The organism is Pseudomonas sp. DTU12.3, from assembly GCF_004124275.1.
Classification (GTDB): Bacteria; Pseudomonadota; Gammaproteobacteria; order Pseudomonadales; family Pseudomonadaceae; genus Aquipseudomonas; species Aquipseudomonas helmanticensis.
In genome coordinates this window covers 1,890,816-1,909,808 of sequence record NZ_CP027218.1, presented here as the reverse complement: position 1 = coordinate 1,909,808, position 18,993 = coordinate 1,890,816, and the positions used below count along the sequence as shown (strand labels likewise).

General features: G+C 53.0%; 16 protein-coding genes and 1 pseudogene. 7 read left to right on the top strand and 10 right to left on the bottom strand.

From position 1 onward, the window contains the following. Window positions 1-47: 47 nt before the first annotated feature. Window positions 48-1,157 carry a hypothetical protein gene (locus tag C2E19_RS08785; protein ID WP_218569999.1) on the bottom strand — a complete coding sequence of 370 codons (1,110 nt, stop codon included), beginning with the start codon at window positions 1,155-1,157 and terminating at the stop codon, window positions 48-50. A gap of 480 nt (window positions 1,158-1,637) precedes the next feature. Between C2E19_RS08785 and C2E19_RS08780 the strand changes: the two genes are divergently transcribed. Both C2E19_RS08780 and C2E19_RS08775 read left to right on the top strand, forming a co-directional pair. Then, window positions 1,638-3,245, top strand: coding sequence for a hypothetical protein (locus C2E19_RS08780; RefSeq protein ID WP_256661289.1), 1,608 nt, complete (start codon window positions 1,638-1,640; stop codon window positions 3,243-3,245). Between the two features lie 140 nt (window positions 3,246-3,385). Next, window positions 3,386-4,762, top strand: coding sequence for a hypothetical protein (locus C2E19_RS08775; RefSeq protein WP_103498713.1), 1,377 nt, complete (start codon window positions 3,386-3,388; stop codon window positions 4,760-4,762). 345 nt (window positions 4,763-5,107) lie between these two features. On the opposite strand, the gene C2E19_RS08770 is transcribed toward C2E19_RS08775, so the two are convergent. From C2E19_RS08770 to C2E19_RS08755, 4 genes are read right to left on the bottom strand one after another with little or no spacing between them, the layout of a single operon-like run. Beyond that, window positions 5,108-6,925, bottom strand: a complete 1,818-nt coding sequence (locus C2E19_RS08770; RefSeq protein WP_129390634.1) for a hypothetical protein — start codon at window positions 6,923-6,925, stop codon at window positions 5,108-5,110. Next, window positions 6,925-7,377, bottom strand: coding sequence for an ABC-three component system middle component 2 (locus tag C2E19_RS08765; protein WP_247263333.1), 453 nt, complete (start codon window positions 7,375-7,377; stop codon window positions 6,925-6,927). The genes C2E19_RS08770 and C2E19_RS08765 overlap by 1 nt, the downstream gene beginning before the upstream one ends. Continuing rightward, a complete protein-coding gene (locus tag C2E19_RS08760) occupies window positions 7,353-8,432 on the bottom strand; it encodes an ABC-three component system protein (protein WP_103498716.1) in 1,080 nt (359 codons plus the stop codon). The genes C2E19_RS08765 and C2E19_RS08760 overlap by 25 nt, the downstream gene beginning before the upstream one ends. Before the next feature lie 52 nt (window positions 8,433-8,484). Beyond that, the gene (locus C2E19_RS08755; protein WP_129390631.1) at window positions 8,485-8,799 is read right to left on the bottom strand and encodes a hypothetical protein; all 315 of its coding nucleotides are present in this window, start codon (window positions 8,797-8,799) and stop codon (window positions 8,485-8,487) included. 638 nt (window positions 8,800-9,437) lie between these two features. Here C2E19_RS08755 and C2E19_RS29065 point away from each other — a divergent pair. After that, complete coding sequence (locus C2E19_RS29065; RefSeq protein WP_174823932.1) at window positions 9,438-9,581, top strand: hypothetical protein; 144 nt, start codon at window positions 9,438-9,440, stop codon at window positions 9,579-9,581. Between the two features lie 125 nt (window positions 9,582-9,706). Here the strand turns inward: C2E19_RS29065 and C2E19_RS08745 are convergent, their stop codons facing one another. Together C2E19_RS08745 and C2E19_RS08740 are read right to left on the bottom strand one after the other, a co-directional pair. Further along, window positions 9,707-11,134, bottom strand: coding sequence for a hypothetical protein (locus C2E19_RS08745; RefSeq protein ID WP_129390628.1), 1,428 nt, complete (start codon window positions 11,132-11,134; stop codon window positions 9,707-9,709). Beyond that, entirely contained in the window at window positions 11,131-12,828 is a 1,698-nt protein-coding gene (locus C2E19_RS08740) for a VPA1262 family N-terminal domain-containing protein (RefSeq protein WP_129390625.1), read from the bottom strand. The genes C2E19_RS08745 and C2E19_RS08740 overlap by 4 nt, the downstream gene beginning before the upstream one ends. A 661-nt stretch (window positions 12,829-13,489) precedes the next feature. On the opposite strand from C2E19_RS08740, the pseudogene C2E19_RS08735 reads away from it, so the two are divergent. Next, a pseudogene (locus C2E19_RS08735) lies at window positions 13,490-14,098 on the top strand (mechanosensitive ion channel family protein); the annotation flags it as partial. A gap of 126 nt (window positions 14,099-14,224) precedes the next feature. Here C2E19_RS08735 and C2E19_RS08730 read toward each other — a convergent pair. From C2E19_RS08730 to C2E19_RS08720, 3 genes are all read right to left on the bottom strand, one after another. After that, the gene (locus C2E19_RS08730) at window positions 14,225-15,091 is read right to left on the bottom strand and encodes a carboxylate/amino acid/amine transporter (RefSeq protein WP_129390621.1); all 867 of its coding nucleotides are present in this window, start codon (window positions 15,089-15,091) and stop codon (window positions 14,225-14,227) included. Window positions 15,092-15,412: 321 nt separating this feature from the next. Further along, window positions 15,413-16,012: an FMN-dependent NADH-azoreductase gene (locus tag C2E19_RS08725; protein ID WP_129390618.1), complete on the bottom strand. Its 600-nt coding sequence runs from the start codon at window positions 16,010-16,012 to the stop codon at window positions 15,413-15,415. Window positions 16,013-16,243: 231 nt separating this feature from the next. Beyond that, a complete protein-coding gene (locus C2E19_RS08720; protein ID WP_129390615.1) occupies window positions 16,244-16,558 on the bottom strand; it encodes a 3-phosphoglycerate kinase in 315 nt (104 codons plus the stop codon). Window positions 16,559-16,607: 49 nt separating this feature from the next. Between C2E19_RS08720 and C2E19_RS08715 the strand changes: the two genes are divergently transcribed. From C2E19_RS08715 to C2E19_RS08705, 3 genes are read left to right on the top strand one after another with little or no spacing between them, the layout of a single operon-like run. Then, a complete protein-coding gene (locus C2E19_RS08715) occupies window positions 16,608-17,531 on the top strand; it encodes a LysR family transcriptional regulator (RefSeq protein ID WP_129390612.1) in 924 nt (307 codons plus the stop codon). A 14-nt stretch (window positions 17,532-17,545) separates the two neighbouring features. Next, a complete protein-coding gene (locus tag C2E19_RS08710) occupies window positions 17,546-18,349 on the top strand; it encodes an alpha/beta fold hydrolase (protein ID WP_129390609.1) in 804 nt (267 codons plus the stop codon). A 3-nt stretch (window positions 18,350-18,352) separates the two neighbouring features. Next, window positions 18,353-18,910, top strand: a complete 558-nt coding sequence (locus tag C2E19_RS08705; protein ID WP_129390606.1) for a peptidylprolyl isomerase — start codon at window positions 18,353-18,355, stop codon at window positions 18,908-18,910. Window positions 18,911-18,993: the final 83 nt, after the last annotated feature.

The following is an 18,993-nucleotide window of genomic DNA, read 5'->3' as shown; positions in this document are numbered from 1 at the left end:
TTCTCGATTACCGCCCCAGAGAGAAACCCTTCCTAAATCCTAAAAAATTAGCATTTTATTGAATATGCATCCAAAAGAAACTTAAAATTACTAACTGTTGGTTCGTATACCTGCCTTGATACCATCGCACCATCAGGGTGATGCTGAATAGGACTATCAGACTCTACATCGTAATAGTTATGAGCAACCCCCTTAGCATTTATAACATTACCCTTGAGAGGGATGGCGGCATAAGGATTATAATACACTTGAAGTCCATCAAGATGGGTCTCCCGATGATAGGACGAATTATAGATATGCACATCAGAACCAGCCACAGTATCACCAAAATCAATTCGAGTAGAGATCAGATAATTCGACGAACCCAACTTATAACCCTTCACCCCCATACCCCTCAACCCTTCAAGAGCGAGAAACTCACTCTTACTGAACTGCCTATACCTTGTAGTCCTAACAATCCTTTCAACACCGCTCTCCACTACCGCCTTGCCAAAAGTACCAGTAGTAGAAAAAATTACCGCACTAATCTCCTTGTAAGAGTCATTTGTAAATATACCCAGCTCAATTGGCGCACCCGATGGTTTCTTAATGCGTGAAATCTTTCGCTGCCTTCCTGTTTGGAAAGCATGCGCATCAGGAGGCTCTATGCCGAAAAGCACACGATTGATTACTTCGTTATTTTGCGTGAGCGACAAATCACTATCGAATGGAGCGATGGCAACTACAAACGGCCTGTGCTGCACGTGATCGAGGGACGAATAAGGAAACTTCTTCCCACTGACGCCAGTGAAGAGATCTTTTTTATCTTTTAGCTTCCCCATAAGTTTAATGGTACAGTGATCTCTAAACTTTTTCTCCTTAAGGTAATTTTCTTTGGGGGCAGCAGCGCCCGGGCGATCGGATATGACTGCCTCAATACTGAACTGAGTACCGCTTGGCGTACTAACGCAAAAATCTGGGCTTCCTTTCGAATAGTCTACGGAAAAGCCAAGATCAATGATCATCTTATTTAGATACAACTCCCAAAACGCGGAGTTAAAGGTAGTTTGAAACTCATTGATAAATTTCGCTTGCTCCCCAGCTCTATCCAACAACCCTTGACCCCATGACTGGATCACATCCCTCACTGGCGCGTAAGTAGGATCACCGGCGATCATTTTGAAAGACTCATGGAGCCTATTTGGGGGCAGCTTTGTTTTGAAAAGATCCATCTCAAATGCCTACTGAACTAAATATTTCAACGGGGAGGGTTCGGGAAAATCTCAATCGCGGATTTTAAGAATTATTTCCCCCGAGGAGTAATTTATTTTCGACAATGCCCGTGCCAAGGCTCTTAATCGTAGTGCCACGCGAAAGCAATGCCCCCTTCCCTCTTGGCCAACCTCCGCTTTTGCTCAATCAGACCTTGGTCAGGTTCAAGCCTGACCCCAACTCAGGCGACATCTACTGACGGGAGTTCTCTCGTCCCCGGTTGCAACAGCGCTACTCGCCAGTAGACTGCTAGCTTCGAAAAATTTTGGCATGAGCACCGACTACTGCTCTCACCGCATGGCTGTCCGACACCATAGCCGGGAGGTAGCAAGCCTGCTGGAACCATCCAGCGTCTGCCTACTGCCAACAGCATGCAAGGATTCGCGATGCCCAGATTCCTCAGCAACAGCGCAATACGCCTCCTGGAAGCCAGCCAAGAATCTTTGGCCTTGGCGCTGCATTGCCTCGGCACACCAAACCGGGGAAACCTGAGAGTAGAGGTAGCTCGATACTCACCTGCAATTGGACTGATCGGAGCCGCTGCTGAACAGGCGTTGGCTGCCATCATTGTGCAGGTTCGGGGCGATGAAGCGCTGGCCACATCTCCAACGCAGTACAAAAGTGCTCGACAGATCTTGTCTGATATGAGGGATCTACTCCGCGCACCAATCCCAGCCAGCTCATTTTTGACCGCAGGTGTGGACAACCCTGCTCAGCATCGCGAGACGATTCTTCAGGCGTCAGAAGGGTTCTCGGTACTATTCACCTACAGGGCAACAGGGCTTCATGCTGGCCTTGGTGTTTCTCGGACAGTAACACTGAAACAAGCATTCAAGGTTTACGACTTCCTTGAGCTGCTAACCAAGTCAACGCGCATCCGACCTTACATGGATCGACTGCCCATACCGCCGGATGAAATCATTGATCAGAATGTGCTGATAGATGACCTCATACAGAAATTCCAGAGCAACGATGCCATGACCGAGCGGGTCAATGCCTTGCGGTCTTTGTTTCTAATCCTACCTGAGGTACCTCAGGAAGCACCGGAGTGGCTTGAAGCATTTGATCGCTCCGTGGTCTCGCCCCGCCCTGCAGACATCACCTTGCTATTAGAAACTCTTCAGCACGCGGCCCCCATGAGATTCCGCCGTATCAATGCAGACGGCCAAGCACTGCCGGTAGTTGTCCGACCAAACGACCCAAACGCACTGCCTATTGCCTTGCAGGATATGCGACAGGCCTTCGGACATGCACGTGAGCAATTTGGAGCAGATGTGGGCAATGCAAATGGCCGACTTGATCAGGGAAACCTGGATCTGCCCCCAGAATCGTTCCTTCTCGACTTATGCCTTCAGGGCCCTGAACAGCTCCGCGAGACCCTACAGAGGCAAACACTCACAGGACAGGAGGTCTGGCCATTCGTTGCCACCGCGTTAAGCCAACAGGGCACAGAGCGACCCTACTGGTTCCTTGTATCGATGGTCGACGACATCGGCCAGCTAATAGGCCAGCTCCGCAGAGCGGTGGCTGTGTCGCGTCAGGATCAGTTCAAGGAGCGCTGTAACGCAGCTATCAGGGCCCTTGATGCCAAACGACAGGAGCGCACACTTGCACCCGCTACTGAGATTGCAACCTTCACGGTCGCACAAACTGCTGCAGCTGAAGCTGCACGGGATAACATACCCGACTTAATGGATCGCAACGATGGCACTGTTCGTGAAGCCTCATTGGAGACAATACCGCCACTAGCGGCTTTCTACGCTGGTGAATTCACTGCAGGCCAAGCTTTTCCTGCGGTGTATGCATCTGATAACCCAGCCTCAAAGAAGTACTGGACTCGCCAGCTGCTCATAGCAGCAACGGATGCCGGTGATCGCTCAATGCTCATCACAGCCCTGCGAGAACCGGAGTTCGCCAACCTAAAAACGGATGCGCGGAAAGCGCTTCGCCTGGTGGATATCCTGACGTTTGGGCCGAATATCGAACTTGGTTGACCTAGGTGAGCTGCCAGGCACCCAGCTATCCCGGGAGGGCTGGGGATAGGAAAACGCTACCAGTGCCATGATGGTGGCGTGCTAAATGCCCGGTTGGCGGTGGTAGGATCCGCTCAACGATATCGGAGCGTCTCCTGCGCATGCCTCGAACCCAGCAAAACCTTACCAGCCTTAGAGACGCCTTCAGCCAGATCCTAGGCAATCAGAAAGACCACTACACGGATACACGAATCCCTGAATTGCTCTTCAGGCTGGGTCTGGATGATTGCACGGAGTACAACTCCAAGAGGCGGCACCTTGAGAAATCAGTAGAAGCTGCTGGTGATACTCAAATGGTGGCCGCCGCCCAAAGCGCTCTAGAGCTACTGGGCTTCGACGTTCATGAGCGAGACCAGCTTCAAGAGCTTGTGTGGGATGATGGCACAGCACCTGTGATCCCTGGTCGCTACCGTCGAGAGCTGGCAGAAAAGCTCAACACTCTCGACCTGTATTTGGACAGGGCTGCGTTCGAACAGGTGCTCAGCGAGTTCTGGCGAATCGACACAATCTCGTTCGTGGACTTGCTCCGACCAACCCCAACACTCCGCCAGGAGATTGTCCGTCACTACATCGAGAATCCCGACTGGGATGCGGTGACGCTCTTCGACAAGCTCGGTGCATTTCAATCATCGCACGCCCGGTTTGGCCGATTCGTCGAAGCCCTGGCTTCGTCGCGGGTGTTGCCCAACGAACCCGCTCAGAGAAAATTTATCGGAATCGTCAACGATATCCTCAAAGCATGTGGAGTCCACATTGTCGTAGGAATGGGAGAGGATGCGTTCCTGACCGCCTGCTTGGCCTACGTGGGATCGGGAAAGCAGTCATCCCCCAAGAACCTCATCTTCGCTTCCACGACGAAGCCCGACCTGCGCCTTGGCAATGCGCTGGACAATGATATCGAAGTCGTCACCGGCATCGAGGACGTCCTGATTTATGACCGCCCTATCGGGAGTTCCGGGCTCCTATGGCGCGAACTCCAGGCTTGGTATGCCCAGACCTATAGCGTCGATGAAGGCCAGGCCAAGAATCGCCTGTATCAACGCCTGAAAGCCTGCCTGCCACAATCATCGCCCCCTCAAACGCTCGCCTTCACCAGCTTCTTCAAAGCCTTTACGACAGCGGTTCCGGAGCTTCCGGTCTTGCTGCCTGAGGTCTGGTTTCATTGGGATCCCCTGACGGTCTCACGACGCGGCAAGGAGGCCTTGCTGAGGTCGCGCATGGACTTCCTTCTGTTGCTTCCGGGCGGTGTGCGCGTTGTCATAGAGGTTGATGGCAAACACCATTATTCCGCCCCTGACGGACGCTCCAGCCCCCGCCTCTACGCCGAGATGATGGCCGCTGACAGGGCTCTGAGGCTGGTGGGATATGAGGTTTACCGGTTTGGGGCTTCCGAGCTCCTGGAGCCCAATGCCGAGGAGGTGCTGATTGGGTTCTATCGCTCGCTGTTTGAGCGGTATTCGTTGTACACGGCCCCATGACTCAGGGCTTACCACACACTAGCGCGGGCGCGATCAGACGCTTGTTTGGACTGCTAGTCAGGCACAGGCACAAGTCATGATGGGAGGGGTGTAAACCAAAAAAATGACCTGTAAAGCATGGAGGTTTACAGTGCATTTTTTGAGTTTACAGCTTGATCTTACTGGGCCCGATGGGGGTCCTGTTTGATGGTTATGAATGACGTAAAGCCATGACGTGCAACCTGGCGCACATGGGCATCAACCGATACCGTTCGAACCGACCTGAGACTACGCTGCTGCAGGCCAAAGGATGAGAAAGCCGATCACCACGCCATGGGCGTGTGACCGACAACTCACACGATCGAATCAGCCTCTTAGTGGGAAGAAACCATATCTCCCTATTTTTTTGCTTTTCGTGAAATGCTGATAATTCATATGAGGGATGAGCGCCATATCAGGCTCCTTGTTCTCAAATATAATGACTTGAGAATCTTTGAAGTTATCAGCGATATCCTGATAGAACGCATAAATCACATCCGCTGCTACTTCCTCATCATCTTCCTCAGGCTCCGGATCCCCTTCCTTGTATGTGGTCAGCGGCGAATCCAGCACTACAAACCCAGGGTGGCGCCCAGAAAGCTTCAGCAGATTCATCAGCCCCAGAGCAAATGCAGAGGAAGCAATCGCCCGATACCCTTTGCCGAAATTGCCTCTCTTACTTCCACCAATGGTGATGTCACGCGCACCGAAATCGAATTCCACTGGGGAGTGATTCGGGAAACTCCAGCGCTGCAAGATATCCTGAATCTCTTTCACCAGAGGCTTGGCAGAGTCCTCAAAGCTTTCAGGGGTATAAGTGTTTTGCTCCTCAAGCAGGAGAACACCCAGTCGGTTTAACTCCTCCCTCAGCTTGGCCTTATCCTTCACGAGTCTATCCAGCACCGAGTGATCGTGCTTAAGGCACGCAGCGAGCTCCTTCAGGTCACTCACTGCCTGAACCAATCCCTGGAGCTCCGAGGTGATAACCTTCTCAACTGCCGCGATGGACGTCTTGGTGCTCTCAGCGCTTGAGGTGTTCCGCTCAATCGCTGCCGTCAGAGATCCCTGGGCTTCCGCGAGCTCGTGGATATTCTTCGAAATTCGATCCAACTCGAAGGAGACACCTTTCTTGACGTCATCTACGTCCGTCGTACATGACTCGGAGTCGAAATGATTCCCACAGGTTGGACAAAGCACCGCGTCCGCACCATCAAGCAGAACTGCCGCCTGCTCAATGCCCTGAAGGCGCTGGCGATCTGATTCGTACTTCTGGCCAAGCATGTCAAATCGGCTAAGCAGAGCCTTGTCTTCAGCAATTTTGCCTTCGACCAGCTCCAGTGCGGTGATATGGTTAGTCTTCTGGGTGAACAGGTCTTCACTCGAATGGAACGCGCCTTCCAACTCCTGCTCAGCCAGCTTCAGCCGAAGCGCGACCTGGTCGACAAACGAGCTGAGCTTCTGAAGTTCAAAGCTTTCAGCGGCATCATTTCCTGGATAAAACTGCTTGATAATTCCTTCTACAGCAGTAGCCTTATGTCTCAATGCCCCCTTTGATTCCAACTCCTTTTTAGCCTGTTTAACCCCGGTATCGTCTTTACCCGTTAACAGTAGCTTCAGGATGGATTTTTCCATAAACCGCTCATCCTTCTGGCCCGTACCTAAAGGAGAGTACTCAGCCACGATTCGCGTCTCATCCATCAACAAGACATTCTCAAAATAACGAAGAGAGAATGAAGCATTATTTAGCGATTCTGTCCCTTTCAACAAAAGTTTCCCATTCAACCCCAACCTGTGCAAAAACTGGTTGGAAATCGAGTTCATTTTCTTAGGGTTGTGCTTAACCCCTAAGATCAAAACCTTCCCATCTTCATCATAAAGTGTAGGTTTGGAGCTTTCTGAAAGGTGCCTCTCGATGGTAAAGGAGCGCCCATCATCATGCACAAACTTCACCTTGAGCGTGGTGTAGCCCTGCGACTCCTTGATGGACTTCGGTGGTGTATTTGAACCAAGGGCGAATTTCAAGCACTGTACAATGTATGACTTACCGGTATTGGAGCCACCCTGAACAACGTTCGCGCCCTTTTCAAAAAAAACAGCAGCATCTCTCAGGTCAGGGCCACTCACAATAATACTTTCAATAAACATCAGATCGCCCTTTCAACTTTATAAATGGTGCGACGTTGAATCGTGAGATAATCAATATTCTCTTCAACCCATGACACATGCCGCCTGAAACCTGAGTGATACTCAGTAGTTAAGTTGGCGGCAAATTCACTGCCTGCCGTGGTGATGGAATATCGAACGCCATGTTCATCAACCTGGGAAGTCATCAACCCTTTCGCGGTAAAAAGTTTGATCGCGCCAGGGAAGATCTCCCGTCGTCGAACCAATTCAGCTAGACGATTAATCATCATTGGATGCAGACTCGGTTCTCCTTGAAAGTCACCACTATAAATCGATGCGTAGTCAAAGAAGATCAGCTCATCCAGATCAAGCGCCCTGGTGAGGCCAGCAAGCAGCAGAACAATACGCGCACCAATTTCAACAGGGCTGTTATATAAATCTTTCGGCTTCATGGCTTTTTCTTCTTCACCCATGTGAATTTACGATCGTTCACTAACTGATGACATAACCCCTTGCGGTCGGCGACTTGCAGGAAATGACGCAGCGGATGAGAATCGTATTGTACCTTCGTGGAGTGCTCGGTCACTTTGAGAAACCGCTGCAATCCATCATCGTGTTTCTGGTAAAAAACAGTGTCTATGCCATCATGGCATTCTGCTTTGAGTTTGTCGTAGCAGCCAGCAGGAAACCCATCGCGGGAAAATGCCTCCAAGTATTCTGCACTGAAGAAGTGTATCCTAGCCCGATCCATAAGGCGTTCATACTCACCCTCCATAACGCTTTTAAATGTATACTCAGCCCCATCCGCTTCTGAAAATGCGTCCAAGAGAGCCTCGATATAAACTTTCTCGTTATCAGCGACGATCGCTGGAGCAACCTCTGGGACTACCGGACGCTTTAGGTGATAACTACCGAATCGGGACGTGTGGTATGGCGTCCGCGCATGCATCTTTATCAACTCCAGCGAAGACATCTCATCAACAAACGAAAAGTCGATGCTCTTTAGATAATCTAGCAAATCCCCCTCTAGAGGTATTGATTCTTTGCTGGTGATTTTATTCTTGCACACTTTGTCCCAGCGCTTGATTAGCTCACCCTGAATCCTGGACTTTTTGGTGAATATACCCATGCAAGGCGCGCTGCACCCTTTCGGTGTTACAAAGCGATACTTGCGTGGCAGGGTGTACTCTTTTTTCCAGGTGTAGTAAACGAGCTTTCCCAGTTCGGCTGCGACGTCGGCAATGCTCAGCTTCTCTTTGTAGTGCTTACATTGAAAATTGTCCCACCCTGTTGCGAACTTGGAGATGACATCACGCCCCATGTCACCCCCGCCGCCACACAGCGTTACCGAGTCGTAATCCTTATCTAGATAAGATACGAATTCGGAGGTAAAAACCTCCCATTCAGACGCCGACATAATCTGCAGACGCTCTAGTGGCTGAACGGGTGCCCCCTTCTCCACATCCAACGCTGTGAGCTCGAACGCAGGGGCAGGCGGAATATTGATGGGTTTCTCGCCAATTGACATCAGCTACACCTCCGAAAGAGTGCCGAGCTTGCGGAGCTACGATATGAAAAGATCATAAGTTGATATCGCGTTCCAGCTGACGCCCCCGGATACGATATGGCATATCAGCAATAATTTTGCTCGGATCCTTCCGCAAAGCACTCGTAAGTTTCTTCAGGAAACGCTGATTCAATTCCATGTTTCCCGCTAATTCATCAATGATGATATCAGGGTAAACATCAGCGCCTTCCAGCCCAATTACCAGCGCCGCGCGAGCTGCGCCAATGGGCTTGTCCATCGCATATTCGACCAGATCAGCGGGATGAAAAACGTACTCCTGCTGTTCCTGTCCGTTTTCCTGTCCTGTTTCCTGTTCCTGCTCACTCATGCATGAGTACCTTGGTTGTTGAAATGTTGTTCGTATGGATTCTTCGTTGTTGGGCTTTCGGGGATTTATGCAGACGCTCGACAAATCGCAGGCACGACGAATACTCCCAAGTAGTAGCCTCGGGATGGGGTGGTTTCTGTCTGCGTTCCTGTGGCGTGGCTGATCCATGCCGAGCTCCTACCGCCCTCCTCCCTCGGCCAAGGTGGCTGGGCGTCCGAGTGTCCTTGTGCAATGGCACAATACTATCGTTAATGCGCCGTGATGGGGAACCCGATAGACAAGTTGTAGCTGCGTGGGAGGGTCGTGTGAGGCTCTCACAGGAGGAAGGCTCATGGGGCTGCGGGCATTGTGGGGTGGCGGGCTGTCCATCGATCTAGGAAAAAATGAACAATGGACAGAAAATTTTAAGCTACTGATTTGAATAGACTTGGGATGTCCATTTGGAGTTGTAGCTCACGCGTACAGAGTGGATGCGAGCAAACGTTGCCGAGTCCGCAGAGTGAGAATTCCAAACGGTACCCGTTACGCAGGCAACGAAGATCAGCGGCGCCGCGACAGTCCACGCTGCCGGGCTGCTCTACTGGGGGCTCGAAGACTTCAGGGCCTTCGCCGCGCATGCATTACAGGTGATCAGGCACTTGCGGACAACCTCCTTCGAACAGGGTGACCTGGTCTGGCAGGCTGAAGCCGCCGAGCAACTGAAACAGCAAGGCTTGGATTTTGCCTCCATCTGCAAGCGCTTGATGGCCAAGCCTGTTGTGGAGTGCATGCAGGTGGTCTAATCGAGCCTGCGGACGGGTGTACTCAGGGGAAGGCTAGCCTTCCCCTTTTCGATTTTGGCGCCATTGGCCTGCGTCAAGCAAAACCCTATGAGGGTTCAAAAATATTCAGGCCAATGAAAAGTGCATTAAATGGTCAGAAACGTAGGCTTATCAAAGTCTGTGTCGTACCGCAGACTCCGGTAGAGTGAACCATCCTCCCATGGTGGAGTGGAAAACGAGTCTCCTATGTGCCAGTCAATTTGACTAGCACATGCTAATTCGGCTTGTGCGAGAGGCTGATAGGTAGAGGCCAGCTTGAATCGTTCAGTCATCGCTGAGCTAGTACTTGGATGCCAGGACTGGTCAAGCAAGACAGCTCGACTTCTTAGCTGTTCAATTAGTTCGTGACGCTGCCTCGCATCAAGACACTCTACAAAGTAACCTATTACTGCGTAATCAAGACAGCTTGATGAAATCGAAAACAGATGTTTAGACTTATCTTTAGCATCGAAATCCCAATCTTTCCACTTATTGAAAGATGCCTGCCATAGCCGCTTTCGCTCCTTTAGGGCCGCCCTCTGTCGAAAGACTGATAGCGCCGATGCTACCGGCTTCCTAATCATATCAGGCGTAATCATAGACATCGAGCTAACATATATATCGAGCGCCCAGCCCTCAGCATGCGCTAGCGCACTTCCTAATGCCTCTTGAATTTGAGGGTAGCGAGACGGATACTCATTTATAACCGATAACCACCGTGACCACTCTGTAGGACTTTTGGAAGCTTCCCGCAACAACAATTCCCATTCGTTAGGGGAGGACGGTATATTTCGACTAGCATGAGTAACAGAACGATGAAAAGCCCAAAATTTGAATGTCCAGTTCTGGCTCGCTACTGCCAACGGCATGATTTTTTCAATAGGGGCGTGATGCGTGTAGGACGCCACTTCAAAAAAATCTTTTTCACCTTCGATGAGGCTCTGCAGGAGGGGTACATTATACCGGTGCAGTGCAGCTGCTGCCTGAAGCTTTATTGGTGAACGATAGTCCATCCAAAACTGGTCGACTATCCACTCTACCGACCTCCAATCCTTATTGGCAATGTCCTCCTTAATTTCACGGACATGGCTATCACTACAATAATGCCTATTAATAACTTGCTCGCTATCGACATGACTTTCCTTGATCAAGCTGGCAAGAGCAGCAATAACCTGCTCAGGAAGAACGGGGTTTATCCTGTAAATCTCGCCCCATAGTTGATCATCGCAATCAAGAGCCGCCGCAACTGCTAGTAATTTTGCTAGATCTGCCTCAGGCCTTATCAAACCACAGGGGCAATCGAAAATCTCTCGCACAAGCCAGCAAAATAACCGATCAAACTGTTCAGACTCCCCCCCCTCGAAGTACTCTCTGCCATTCCACAGAAAAGGGAACTCACCAACTAGGTTATCAAGCACCAATTCAAATGCAGCCTCGCCATATTCAAGAAGTGAGAAACCAAGCGTTTCAGGTTGCAGAGGTTCAGTACCAGTAATTCTATCCGCGATGCCAACTAAAGCCTCTTGCTGCTTCATGAGTATTTCCATATCAGGTGTTCAGGTTTAGCACTTTGATTCCAAAAACTCTGGAAAGCCTGCAGTACGGGTTCAGGATAGGTTACCTCTTGAACAATACAATGCTGCGCACCAATGTGATTTATCGATGCACCAAGAGACCATACTCGTGTGCGGCCTCGGCCTAGACCTGGGAAGATTAGAAACCTATCATGAAAGCTTTTCTGAATACCCCAGCTCATGCGAAATTCAAGCTTCATACATGGCGAGCCCGTAAAAGCCTGATTCAGTAATTCTTGCTGAGCAGTTATCCATTTCACGCGATCTGTCGCGTCAGCTGGGTCGGCCTCAGTTAACTCGTCGTCCGCATCATCTGAGCAGTCCGGACGCATCTTTGATGGTTTAGCAGACGTTAACCCCCAGAGCTGAGTCCCCGCGTCAGTACAAAAAGCAAGAGTGTTGAGAATGTCGTTTGCCGACAAGTATGGATCCCATAGGTAGACTGCCCCTTGGCTGACTGAGCGGATCAGTACGCGCAAGTCATCCAACGCTCGAAGCCTCTCATCTTGCCTATTACTTCCTTCAAGTCCATATTGCAAGAATTTACGAGATGCCACCAACTGCTTCATCTTTGCTTTCAGCTGCCTTATTGCTTTCCAATCAACTTCCTCAGGGTGTCGTGGTTGCCGATGATTTCGCCATCCCCCTGAGGGTTCCATCAGCGCGATTTCGTGTGTTTCGACGTCTCCGCTAGGGCCAGTTACTCTGAATCGCCTTGGCGCCTCCATTCCACTACTAGTTTGTGAATAAAAACGCCACTTCCCTCCTTGTGCAAACGTAGTTGACGCAGCAAGGAGGAGGCTGTTTTCCACATCCCAGACCGAAAACTGCAAATCCCCGGACGCTTGCGGTATATCTATCACCTTTACACCCTCGCTCAATTCAAAGCGAGTAAGGCAAGAAATTATACCGTCATGCTCAATACGATACTCCCCAACTATAGCTCGTGGGGAAACGACAGGACTCCAAGCCAAGCATATCTCAAGCGGCTTGTTAGGGCGCCGACGAAACTCGGCAAGCAATGCATTGGCAGGAATTTGGAACAGCACATCGCCTATGCGATCAGGGACACTTGCAAGGTTCAGCGGAAGCATCGTCACGAGCCACTCAGACAGCTCTTCGAAAAGAGCCTCTTTACGAACTAAATCCACCAATCTCGACTTACCCTCATCCTTGAGTTCAACAAGGTATGACCCAGACCAATAGTTATTCTTTAAAACGGCGTTAAGTGGCACCTCAATCCGCGAGTCCGGAGGGCAAAACACTGGTGGAGCAGCTACTAAACTTCCAACCTCCAGAGCAGGCTGCCCTGGTGGCGCCCAAGCCCCACTACGACCATAAGAGCGGAGACTTGCCATAAGCTCACTGATATCCACGGGACGCTTTGAAACTCTAAAACTCCACCCATCAAAGCCCTTTAGCTTTTTTGATTTTGCATCTAGAAAAGGCGACTTCGGTGAGATTGGCTTTTCACCCTGTTCCGCCACATAAATGGAGAAGATATTTCGTACAACTTTCTTACCATCCGAATCGGTACCAAAAGCGATGACTTCAACTGCTTCAAACCATGTAAACTGCCCCAATATACCCGGAGCAATTAAATCGTTTAATGCACCAACTGCTTCTTTAATATTCTTTAGCCTAGCCTGAGCCATTATCCCCCCAAAATATTTTGCCTTGCTCGCGATTACCGCACCCCTGCCCCAGCTCGACTTGGTCGATCAATACCGTAACTCGAACTAACATAGGCCGTTATGACCGGCACTCAAGATCTGATTTAGCCGATCACCGTGTCATGTGACAGGTGGCCGAAATCCTGGCAGTGTCGAATTAACCTCTTACTGGAAAGAAACCACATTCGAGGTCAACGGGATGAAAAGCGTATTCCCGATTACGTCCCTGCTTCTGATCCCGCTCACTCATGCATGGGTACCTTAGCTATTGAAATCTTGTTCGGCAGCGCGACTCGTCAAATCTCAGACTCGACGAAGCCTCCCGGATTGATGCTTCGAGATATTGTCGGTGTGTTCGGTGGCGCAGCTGATCCATGTCATGCTCCTACCGCCCTCCTCACCTTTCAGGCGAGGGTTACTGGGCATCCGGGTGTCCATACGCAATGGCACAATACTATCGTCATTGCGCGTCTCTCGGAAACCAGATGGCATGCCACTGCGGCTACCGAGAGGGCGTGCGGGGGGCTTATGGATTGCAGGGAGGAAGGGTGTCCATGGATTTGAGGAAAAATGGACAATGGACAAAAAATCTTAACCTGTTGATCTATATCACTTCTCCATGTCCATTTAGGGGAAGAGCTCACGCGTACTCGACTTCGACAAGACCATCGTTTCGATTCCGACCTGGCGCTTGATGTCCGAGTCGTTCAAGAACTGGCGCGGCATGCAGCAATCCGGTGGACGTCGAGTCAAACGCAGCCTGTTCATCGACGCCAGCGGTGTACGGTTCATCCGCGACGATGAGGAGGAGAAACTCTCGCAGGTGCACCTGCTGACCGACTACATGAGCCGCAAGAAAGCCGAGCTCAAGGCTTGGAACGAGGCGCAGGGCAATGTCGCGGCGATGTCGGCGAACCGTCGCCGGATGACCAACATCGGCACCTTCCGGGCTTACGCGTTGGCGTATCTGAAGAGTCACCCGGAGATTCAGCCGAACATGACCTGCATGGTCCGCCAGATGCAGACCACGGCGCAGGGCATTCCGCTGGAAATCTACTGTTTCACCCGTACCACGGCGTGGGCCGATTACGAGCGGATTCAGGGGGATATTTTTGATTATCTGCTGGCGGTGCTGCCGGAGTTTGGCTTGAGCCTGTATCAGCAGCCGAGTGGTGGGGATTTGCGCTCTGGCCTGCTGCCGGCGGTGCTCGGCGCGGCAAGCATCCCCGAGCCGCAAAAACACCTTATGTAACCCACAGATCAAAACTGTGGGAGCGGGCTTGCTCGCGAAGGCGTCAGGTCAGTCAACATAATCGTTGAATGACACACCGCTTTCGCGAGCAAGCCCGCTCCCACAGGGATATTTTTCAGTCAGGGGTTATGCGGTGGTGGGTGATTTGCGGATGCCGAGGCGGCTGATCCACACGGCGGCGAGGATGACGCTACCGCCGAGGAACAACCGTCCCAATTCCTCATGCTGATTCCAGATCAGCAAATTCAGCAGCAAACCCACCGGCACATGCAAATTGTTCATCACCGCCAGCGTACCGCCGTTGACCATGCACGCACCCTTGTTCCACCAGTACATGCCCAGCGCGGTCGAGACCAGGCCGAGAAACAGCAGCACGCCCCACTGCAGCGGAGCTTCCGGCAGGAAGTTGGCTTTGCCGAACATCAGGAATGCAGGCAACACCACCGCCAACGCGCCGAGGTAGAAGAAGCCGAAACGCCGGTAATGCGGCAGATCGCTCGGGTGTTTCGCCACCAGATGCTTGTACATCACCTGCCCGGCGGCGTAAGTGAAGTTGGCCAGTTGCAGCAGCAGGAAACCCATGAAGAAGTCCGGGTTGATGCTGTCAAAGCGAATCACCGCCGCACCACCCACCGCCACCAGTGCGGCAACCAGCGCCCACGGGTTGAAGCGGCGGTTCAAGGCATCTTCGATCAACGTCACGTGCAGCGGCGTGAGGATGGTGAACAGCAACACCTCAGGCACCGTCAGCACGCGGAAGCTCAGGTACAGGCAGACGTAGGTCACGCCGAACTGCAAGGCGCCGATCATCAGCATGCCGCGCATGAACGACGGTTCGACCGAGCGCCAGCGCGTCAGCGGAATGAACACCAGCCCGGCCAGCACGACACGTACCAGCACCGCGAAGTAACTGTCGACATGACCGGCGAGGTATTCGCCGATCAGGCTGAAGGAAAACGCCTGGATCAGCGTGACAAAAAGTAGATAGCCCATGCTCGCCCCTAATTCGAATGGCGGCGACGATAGCGGGTTTTGCCTGCCGCAACCAACACAAATCCCCGTGTAGGAGCTGCCGCAGGCTGCGATCTTTTGATGTCGATTTTAAAAACCAAGATCAAAAGATCGCAGCCTGCGGCAGCTCCTACAGGGGATCGGTGAATCCCGGGCAAAAAAAAGCCCGATCTCGCTAATGCGTTCAATCGGGCTACAGCACTCAGGAGCAAAAAGTGCAAAGGGAGGTTCGATGCGCGTAGAGCCTTGAAGGGGTTGCGCCAGGTCACTTAAACAATCGGCGATTATCTGGCGATTAACATATCAAGCGACCTGGGACAGCTTGGCGTTGGCCTGGTTGAGGCCTTTCTCCTGGAAATCACCGCCGAGGTTCATGCCTTCGGCGTGGATGAACGTTACGTCGTGGATGCCGATGAAGCCCATTACCTGACGCAGGTACGGTTCCTGATGATCCGCCGGGCCGCCGGCGTAGATGCCGCCGCGAGCCGTCAACACGTAGGCACGCTTGCCGCTGAGCAGGCCTTGCGGGCCGGTTTCGGTGTACTTGAAGGTCACGCCGGCACGCAGCACGTGGTCGAGCCAGGCTTTGAGGGTGCTCGGGATGGCGAAGTTGTACATCGGCGCGGCCATCACCAGCACGTCGGCAGCCACCAGCTCATCGGTCAGTTCGTTGGAGCGATCCAGCGACGCTTGTTCGCTGGCGTTGCGTTGCTCGGCAGCTTTCATCCAGCCGCCCAACAGGTTGCTGTCCAGGTGTGGCACCGGATTGACGGCGAGGTCACGCACAGTGATCTGATCGGCCGGGTGCGCGGCTTTCCACTGACGGATGAAGGTCTGGGTCAGTTGACGGGATACCGAGTCTTGCTGGCGGGCGCTGCTTTCGATGATCAGAACGCGGGACATGTTGTGTAGCCTCCATCCGAGAATGTTGTAGGTCGATGGAGTGAAGGTTAAACAGAGCCGAATCGATGAAAAAGCGCAAATAATTGCTATAACACATCGATAAATTCGTTTATAAGCTGACACATACCCTTGTAGGAGTGAGCCTGCTCGCGATAGCGGCGTGTCAGCCAACATTAATTCATCTGATAGACCGCTATCGCGAGCAGGCTCACTCCTACAGGGGGTCGACTGTTATTTCGGGGTGCAGGTCAGTTCGATGCGCAGCTTGATGATGGTGCGGGTGAACTTGGCCGTGGCGTTCTTGTGTTTGCCCGCCGGTACATCGATGTTGCGTGTACGCGGTGCTTCCGGGCCATTGCTGAATTTCGCTTTGCACGTCGCATCGACATCACCGTAGTTGGCCACCCGGATCGAGCCGATGTCGTTATCCGTGTCGTAGGTTTCGTAGTCGATTTTCATGCCGTTGAGATTTTTCTGCACATCGATCGGGTACGCAAAAGCAGTCAGCGGAAGCAGCGCCAGCACCACACAACAGAATTTTTTCATTCGGCAGTCTCCATGAGGGACGGCCAGCTTAGGACAAGAGGAGCTATTGATGAAAGCGCCCCGCGTGACCCTTGATCAATGGCGAACATTGCAGGCCGTGGTCGACCATGGTGGTTTTGCCCAGGCCGCCGAGGCCCTGCACCGTTCGCAATCGTCGGTGAGCTACACCGTCGCCCGCATGCAGGACCAGCTCGGCGTGCCGTTGCTGCGCATCGACGGGCGCAAAGCGGTGCTCACTGAAGCGGGCGGCGTGTTGCTGCGCCGCTCGCGGCAACTGGTGAAACAGGCCAGCCAACTGGAAGACCTCGCCCACCATATGGAACAAGGCTGGGAAGCCGAGGTGCGTCTGGTGGTCGATGCTGCGTATCCAAGCGCGCGGATCGTGCGCGCACTGACCGCGTTCATGCCGCAGAGTCGTGGTTGCCGCGTGCGTCTGCGTGAGGAAGTGTTGTCGGGTGTGGAAGAAGTGCTGCTTGAGGGCGTGGCCGATCTGGCGATCACCGGCCTGAGCATTCCCGGTTACCTCGGGGCGGAATTGAGCGACGTCGAGTTTGTCGCCGTGGCGCATCCCGATCACCCGTTGCACCGGCTCAACCGTGAGCTGAGTTTTCAGGATCTGGAAACCCAGATGCAGGTGGTGATCCGTGACTCCGGCCGCCAACAGCCACGAGACGTCGGCTGGCTCGGCGCCGAACAGCGCTGGACCGTAGGCAGCCTCGCCACCGCCGCCACATTTGTCAGCAGCGGCCTGGGTTTTGCCTGGCTGCCACGGCACATGATCGAACGCGAATTGAAGGAAGGTTCGCTCAAGCTGCTACCGTTGGATCAGGGCGGCAGCCGCAACCCGAGTTTCTATCTGTATTCGAACAAGGACAAACCCTTGGGCCCGGCCACGCAAATCCTCATCGAACTGCTGCGCACCTTCGATACCCTGCCGCTGGATGCGCCGTACGCCGCCCCTGAACAAGCCTGACACGGAGTTCACCGATGGCCTATTTCGAGCACGAAGGTTGCAACCTGCACTACGAGGAATATGGCCACGGCACGCCGTTGCTGCTGGTGCACGGGCTCGGCTCGAGCACACTGGACTGGGAAATGCAGATCCCGGCACTGGCCGCGCATTACCGGGTGATCGTCCCGGATGTGCGTGGCCACGGGCGCTCGGACAAACCCCGCGAGCGCTACAGCATCGCCGGATTCAGCGCGGATTTGCTCGCGCTGATCGAACACCTCAAGCTTGGCCCGGTGCATTACGTCGGGCTGTCGATGGGCGGCATGATCGGCTTCCAGTTCGCAGTCGATCAACCGCAATGGCTCAAGAGTCTGACCATCGTCAACAGTGCGCCTGAAGTCAAAATCCGCAGCCGCGACGATTATTGGCAATGGTTCAAGCGCTGGAGCCTGATGCGCGTGCTCAGCCTCGCGACCATCGGCAAAGCCCTCGGCGGCAAACTTTTTCCGAAACCGGAACAGGCCGATTTGCGGCAGAAAATGTCCGAACGCTGGGCAAGAAACGACAAACGTGCTTATCTCGCCAGCTTCGATGCGATTGTTGGCTGGGGGGTTCAGGAACGACTTTCCCGAGTGACCTGTCCAACCCTCATCGTCAGTGCCGACCGTGACTACACCCCCGTCGCACTGAAAGAAACCTATGTAAAACTGCTGCCCGATGCGCGGCTGGTGGTGATCGCCGACTCGCGCCACGCCACCCCGCTCGACCAACCCGAACGCTTCAATCAAACGCTGCTGGAGTTTCTCGCCACAGCCGAAAATCAATCTCAGGATCACTGACCCATGCTGAAAAAACTCGCCCTCGCCGCTGGTACCGTGCTGTTTGCCGCCAACCTGATGGCTGCCACGCCAGCCAAAGCACCGCACGTGCTGCTGGACACCACCAACGGCCAGATCGAAATCGAACTGGACCCGGTCAAGGCACCGATCAGTACCAAGAACTTTCTGGATTACGTGAACAGCGGCTTTTACAACAACACGATTTTCCACCGTGTGATCCCGGGCTTTATGGTCCAGGGCGGCGGTTTCACTCAACAGATGCAGCAAAAAGAAACCAAGGCTCCAATCAAGAACGAACACAAAAACGGTCTGGCTAACGTTCGTGGCACCTTGTCCATGGCTCGCACTTCCGTACCTGATTCGGCGACCAGCCAGTTCTTCATCAACGTCAAGGACAACGACTTCCTCGACCAGGGCGATGGCTATGCCGTGTTCGGCAAAGTGATCAAAGGTATGGACGTCGTCGACATCATCGTCAACTCGCCAACCACCACCAAACAAGGCATGCAAAACGTGCCTTCCGACCCTGTGTTCATCAAGTCGGCCAAAGTCATCGACTAAGCTGTACAGGGCGTATCGAGCGGCGCCGGCCTGATCCCGCGCCGCTCACACTGATAAAAGGAGAGCCCGTACTCCGGGTGGTT

Bases quoted from the DNA above. Each gene is read 5' to 3' on its own strand.
- C2E19_RS08785 (WP_218569999.1), bottom strand. From the start codon at position 1,157: ATGATCGCCGGTGATCCTACTTACGCGCCAGTGAGGGATGTGATCCAG.
- C2E19_RS08780 (WP_256661289.1), top strand. From the start codon at position 1,638: ATGCCCAGATTCCTCAGCAACAGCGCAATACGCCTCCTGGAAGCCAGC.
- C2E19_RS08775 (WP_103498713.1), top strand. From the start codon at position 3,386: ATGCCTCGAACCCAGCAAAACCTTACCAGCCTTAGAGACGCCTTCAGC.
- C2E19_RS08770 (WP_129390634.1), bottom strand. From the start codon at position 6,925: ATGTTTATTGAAAGTATTATTGTGAGTGGCCCTGACCTGAGAGATGCT.
- C2E19_RS08765 (WP_247263333.1), bottom strand. From the start codon at position 7,377: ATGGGTGAAGAAGAAAAAGCCATGAAGCCGAAAGATTTATATAACAGC.
- C2E19_RS08760 (WP_103498716.1), bottom strand. From the start codon at position 8,432: ATGTCAATTGGCGAGAAACCCATCAATATTCCGCCTGCCCCTGCGTTC.
- C2E19_RS08755 (WP_129390631.1), bottom strand. From the start codon at position 8,799: ATGAGTGAGCAGGAACAGGAAACAGGACAGGAAAACGGACAGGAACAG.
- C2E19_RS08745 (WP_129390628.1), bottom strand. From the start codon at position 11,134: ATGAAGCAGCAAGAGGCTTTAGTTGGCATCGCGGATAGAATTACTGGT.
- C2E19_RS08740 (WP_129390625.1), bottom strand. From the start codon at position 12,828: ATGGCTCAGGCTAGGCTAAAGAATATTAAAGAAGCAGTTGGTGCATTA.
- C2E19_RS08730 (WP_129390621.1), bottom strand. From the start codon at position 15,091: ATGGGCTATCTACTTTTTGTCACGCTGATCCAGGCGTTTTCCTTCAGC.
- C2E19_RS08725 (WP_129390618.1), bottom strand. From the start codon at position 16,012: ATGTCCCGCGTTCTGATCATCGAAAGCAGCGCCCGCCAGCAAGACTCG.
- C2E19_RS08720 (WP_129390615.1), bottom strand. From the start codon at position 16,558: ATGAAAAAATTCTGTTGTGTGGTGCTGGCGCTGCTTCCGCTGACTGCT.
- C2E19_RS08715 (WP_129390612.1), top strand. From the start codon at position 16,608: ATGAAAGCGCCCCGCGTGACCCTTGATCAATGGCGAACATTGCAGGCC.
- C2E19_RS08710 (WP_129390609.1), top strand. From the start codon at position 17,546: ATGGCCTATTTCGAGCACGAAGGTTGCAACCTGCACTACGAGGAATAT.
- C2E19_RS08705 (WP_129390606.1), top strand. From the start codon at position 18,353: ATGCTGAAAAAACTCGCCCTCGCCGCTGGTACCGTGCTGTTTGCCGCC.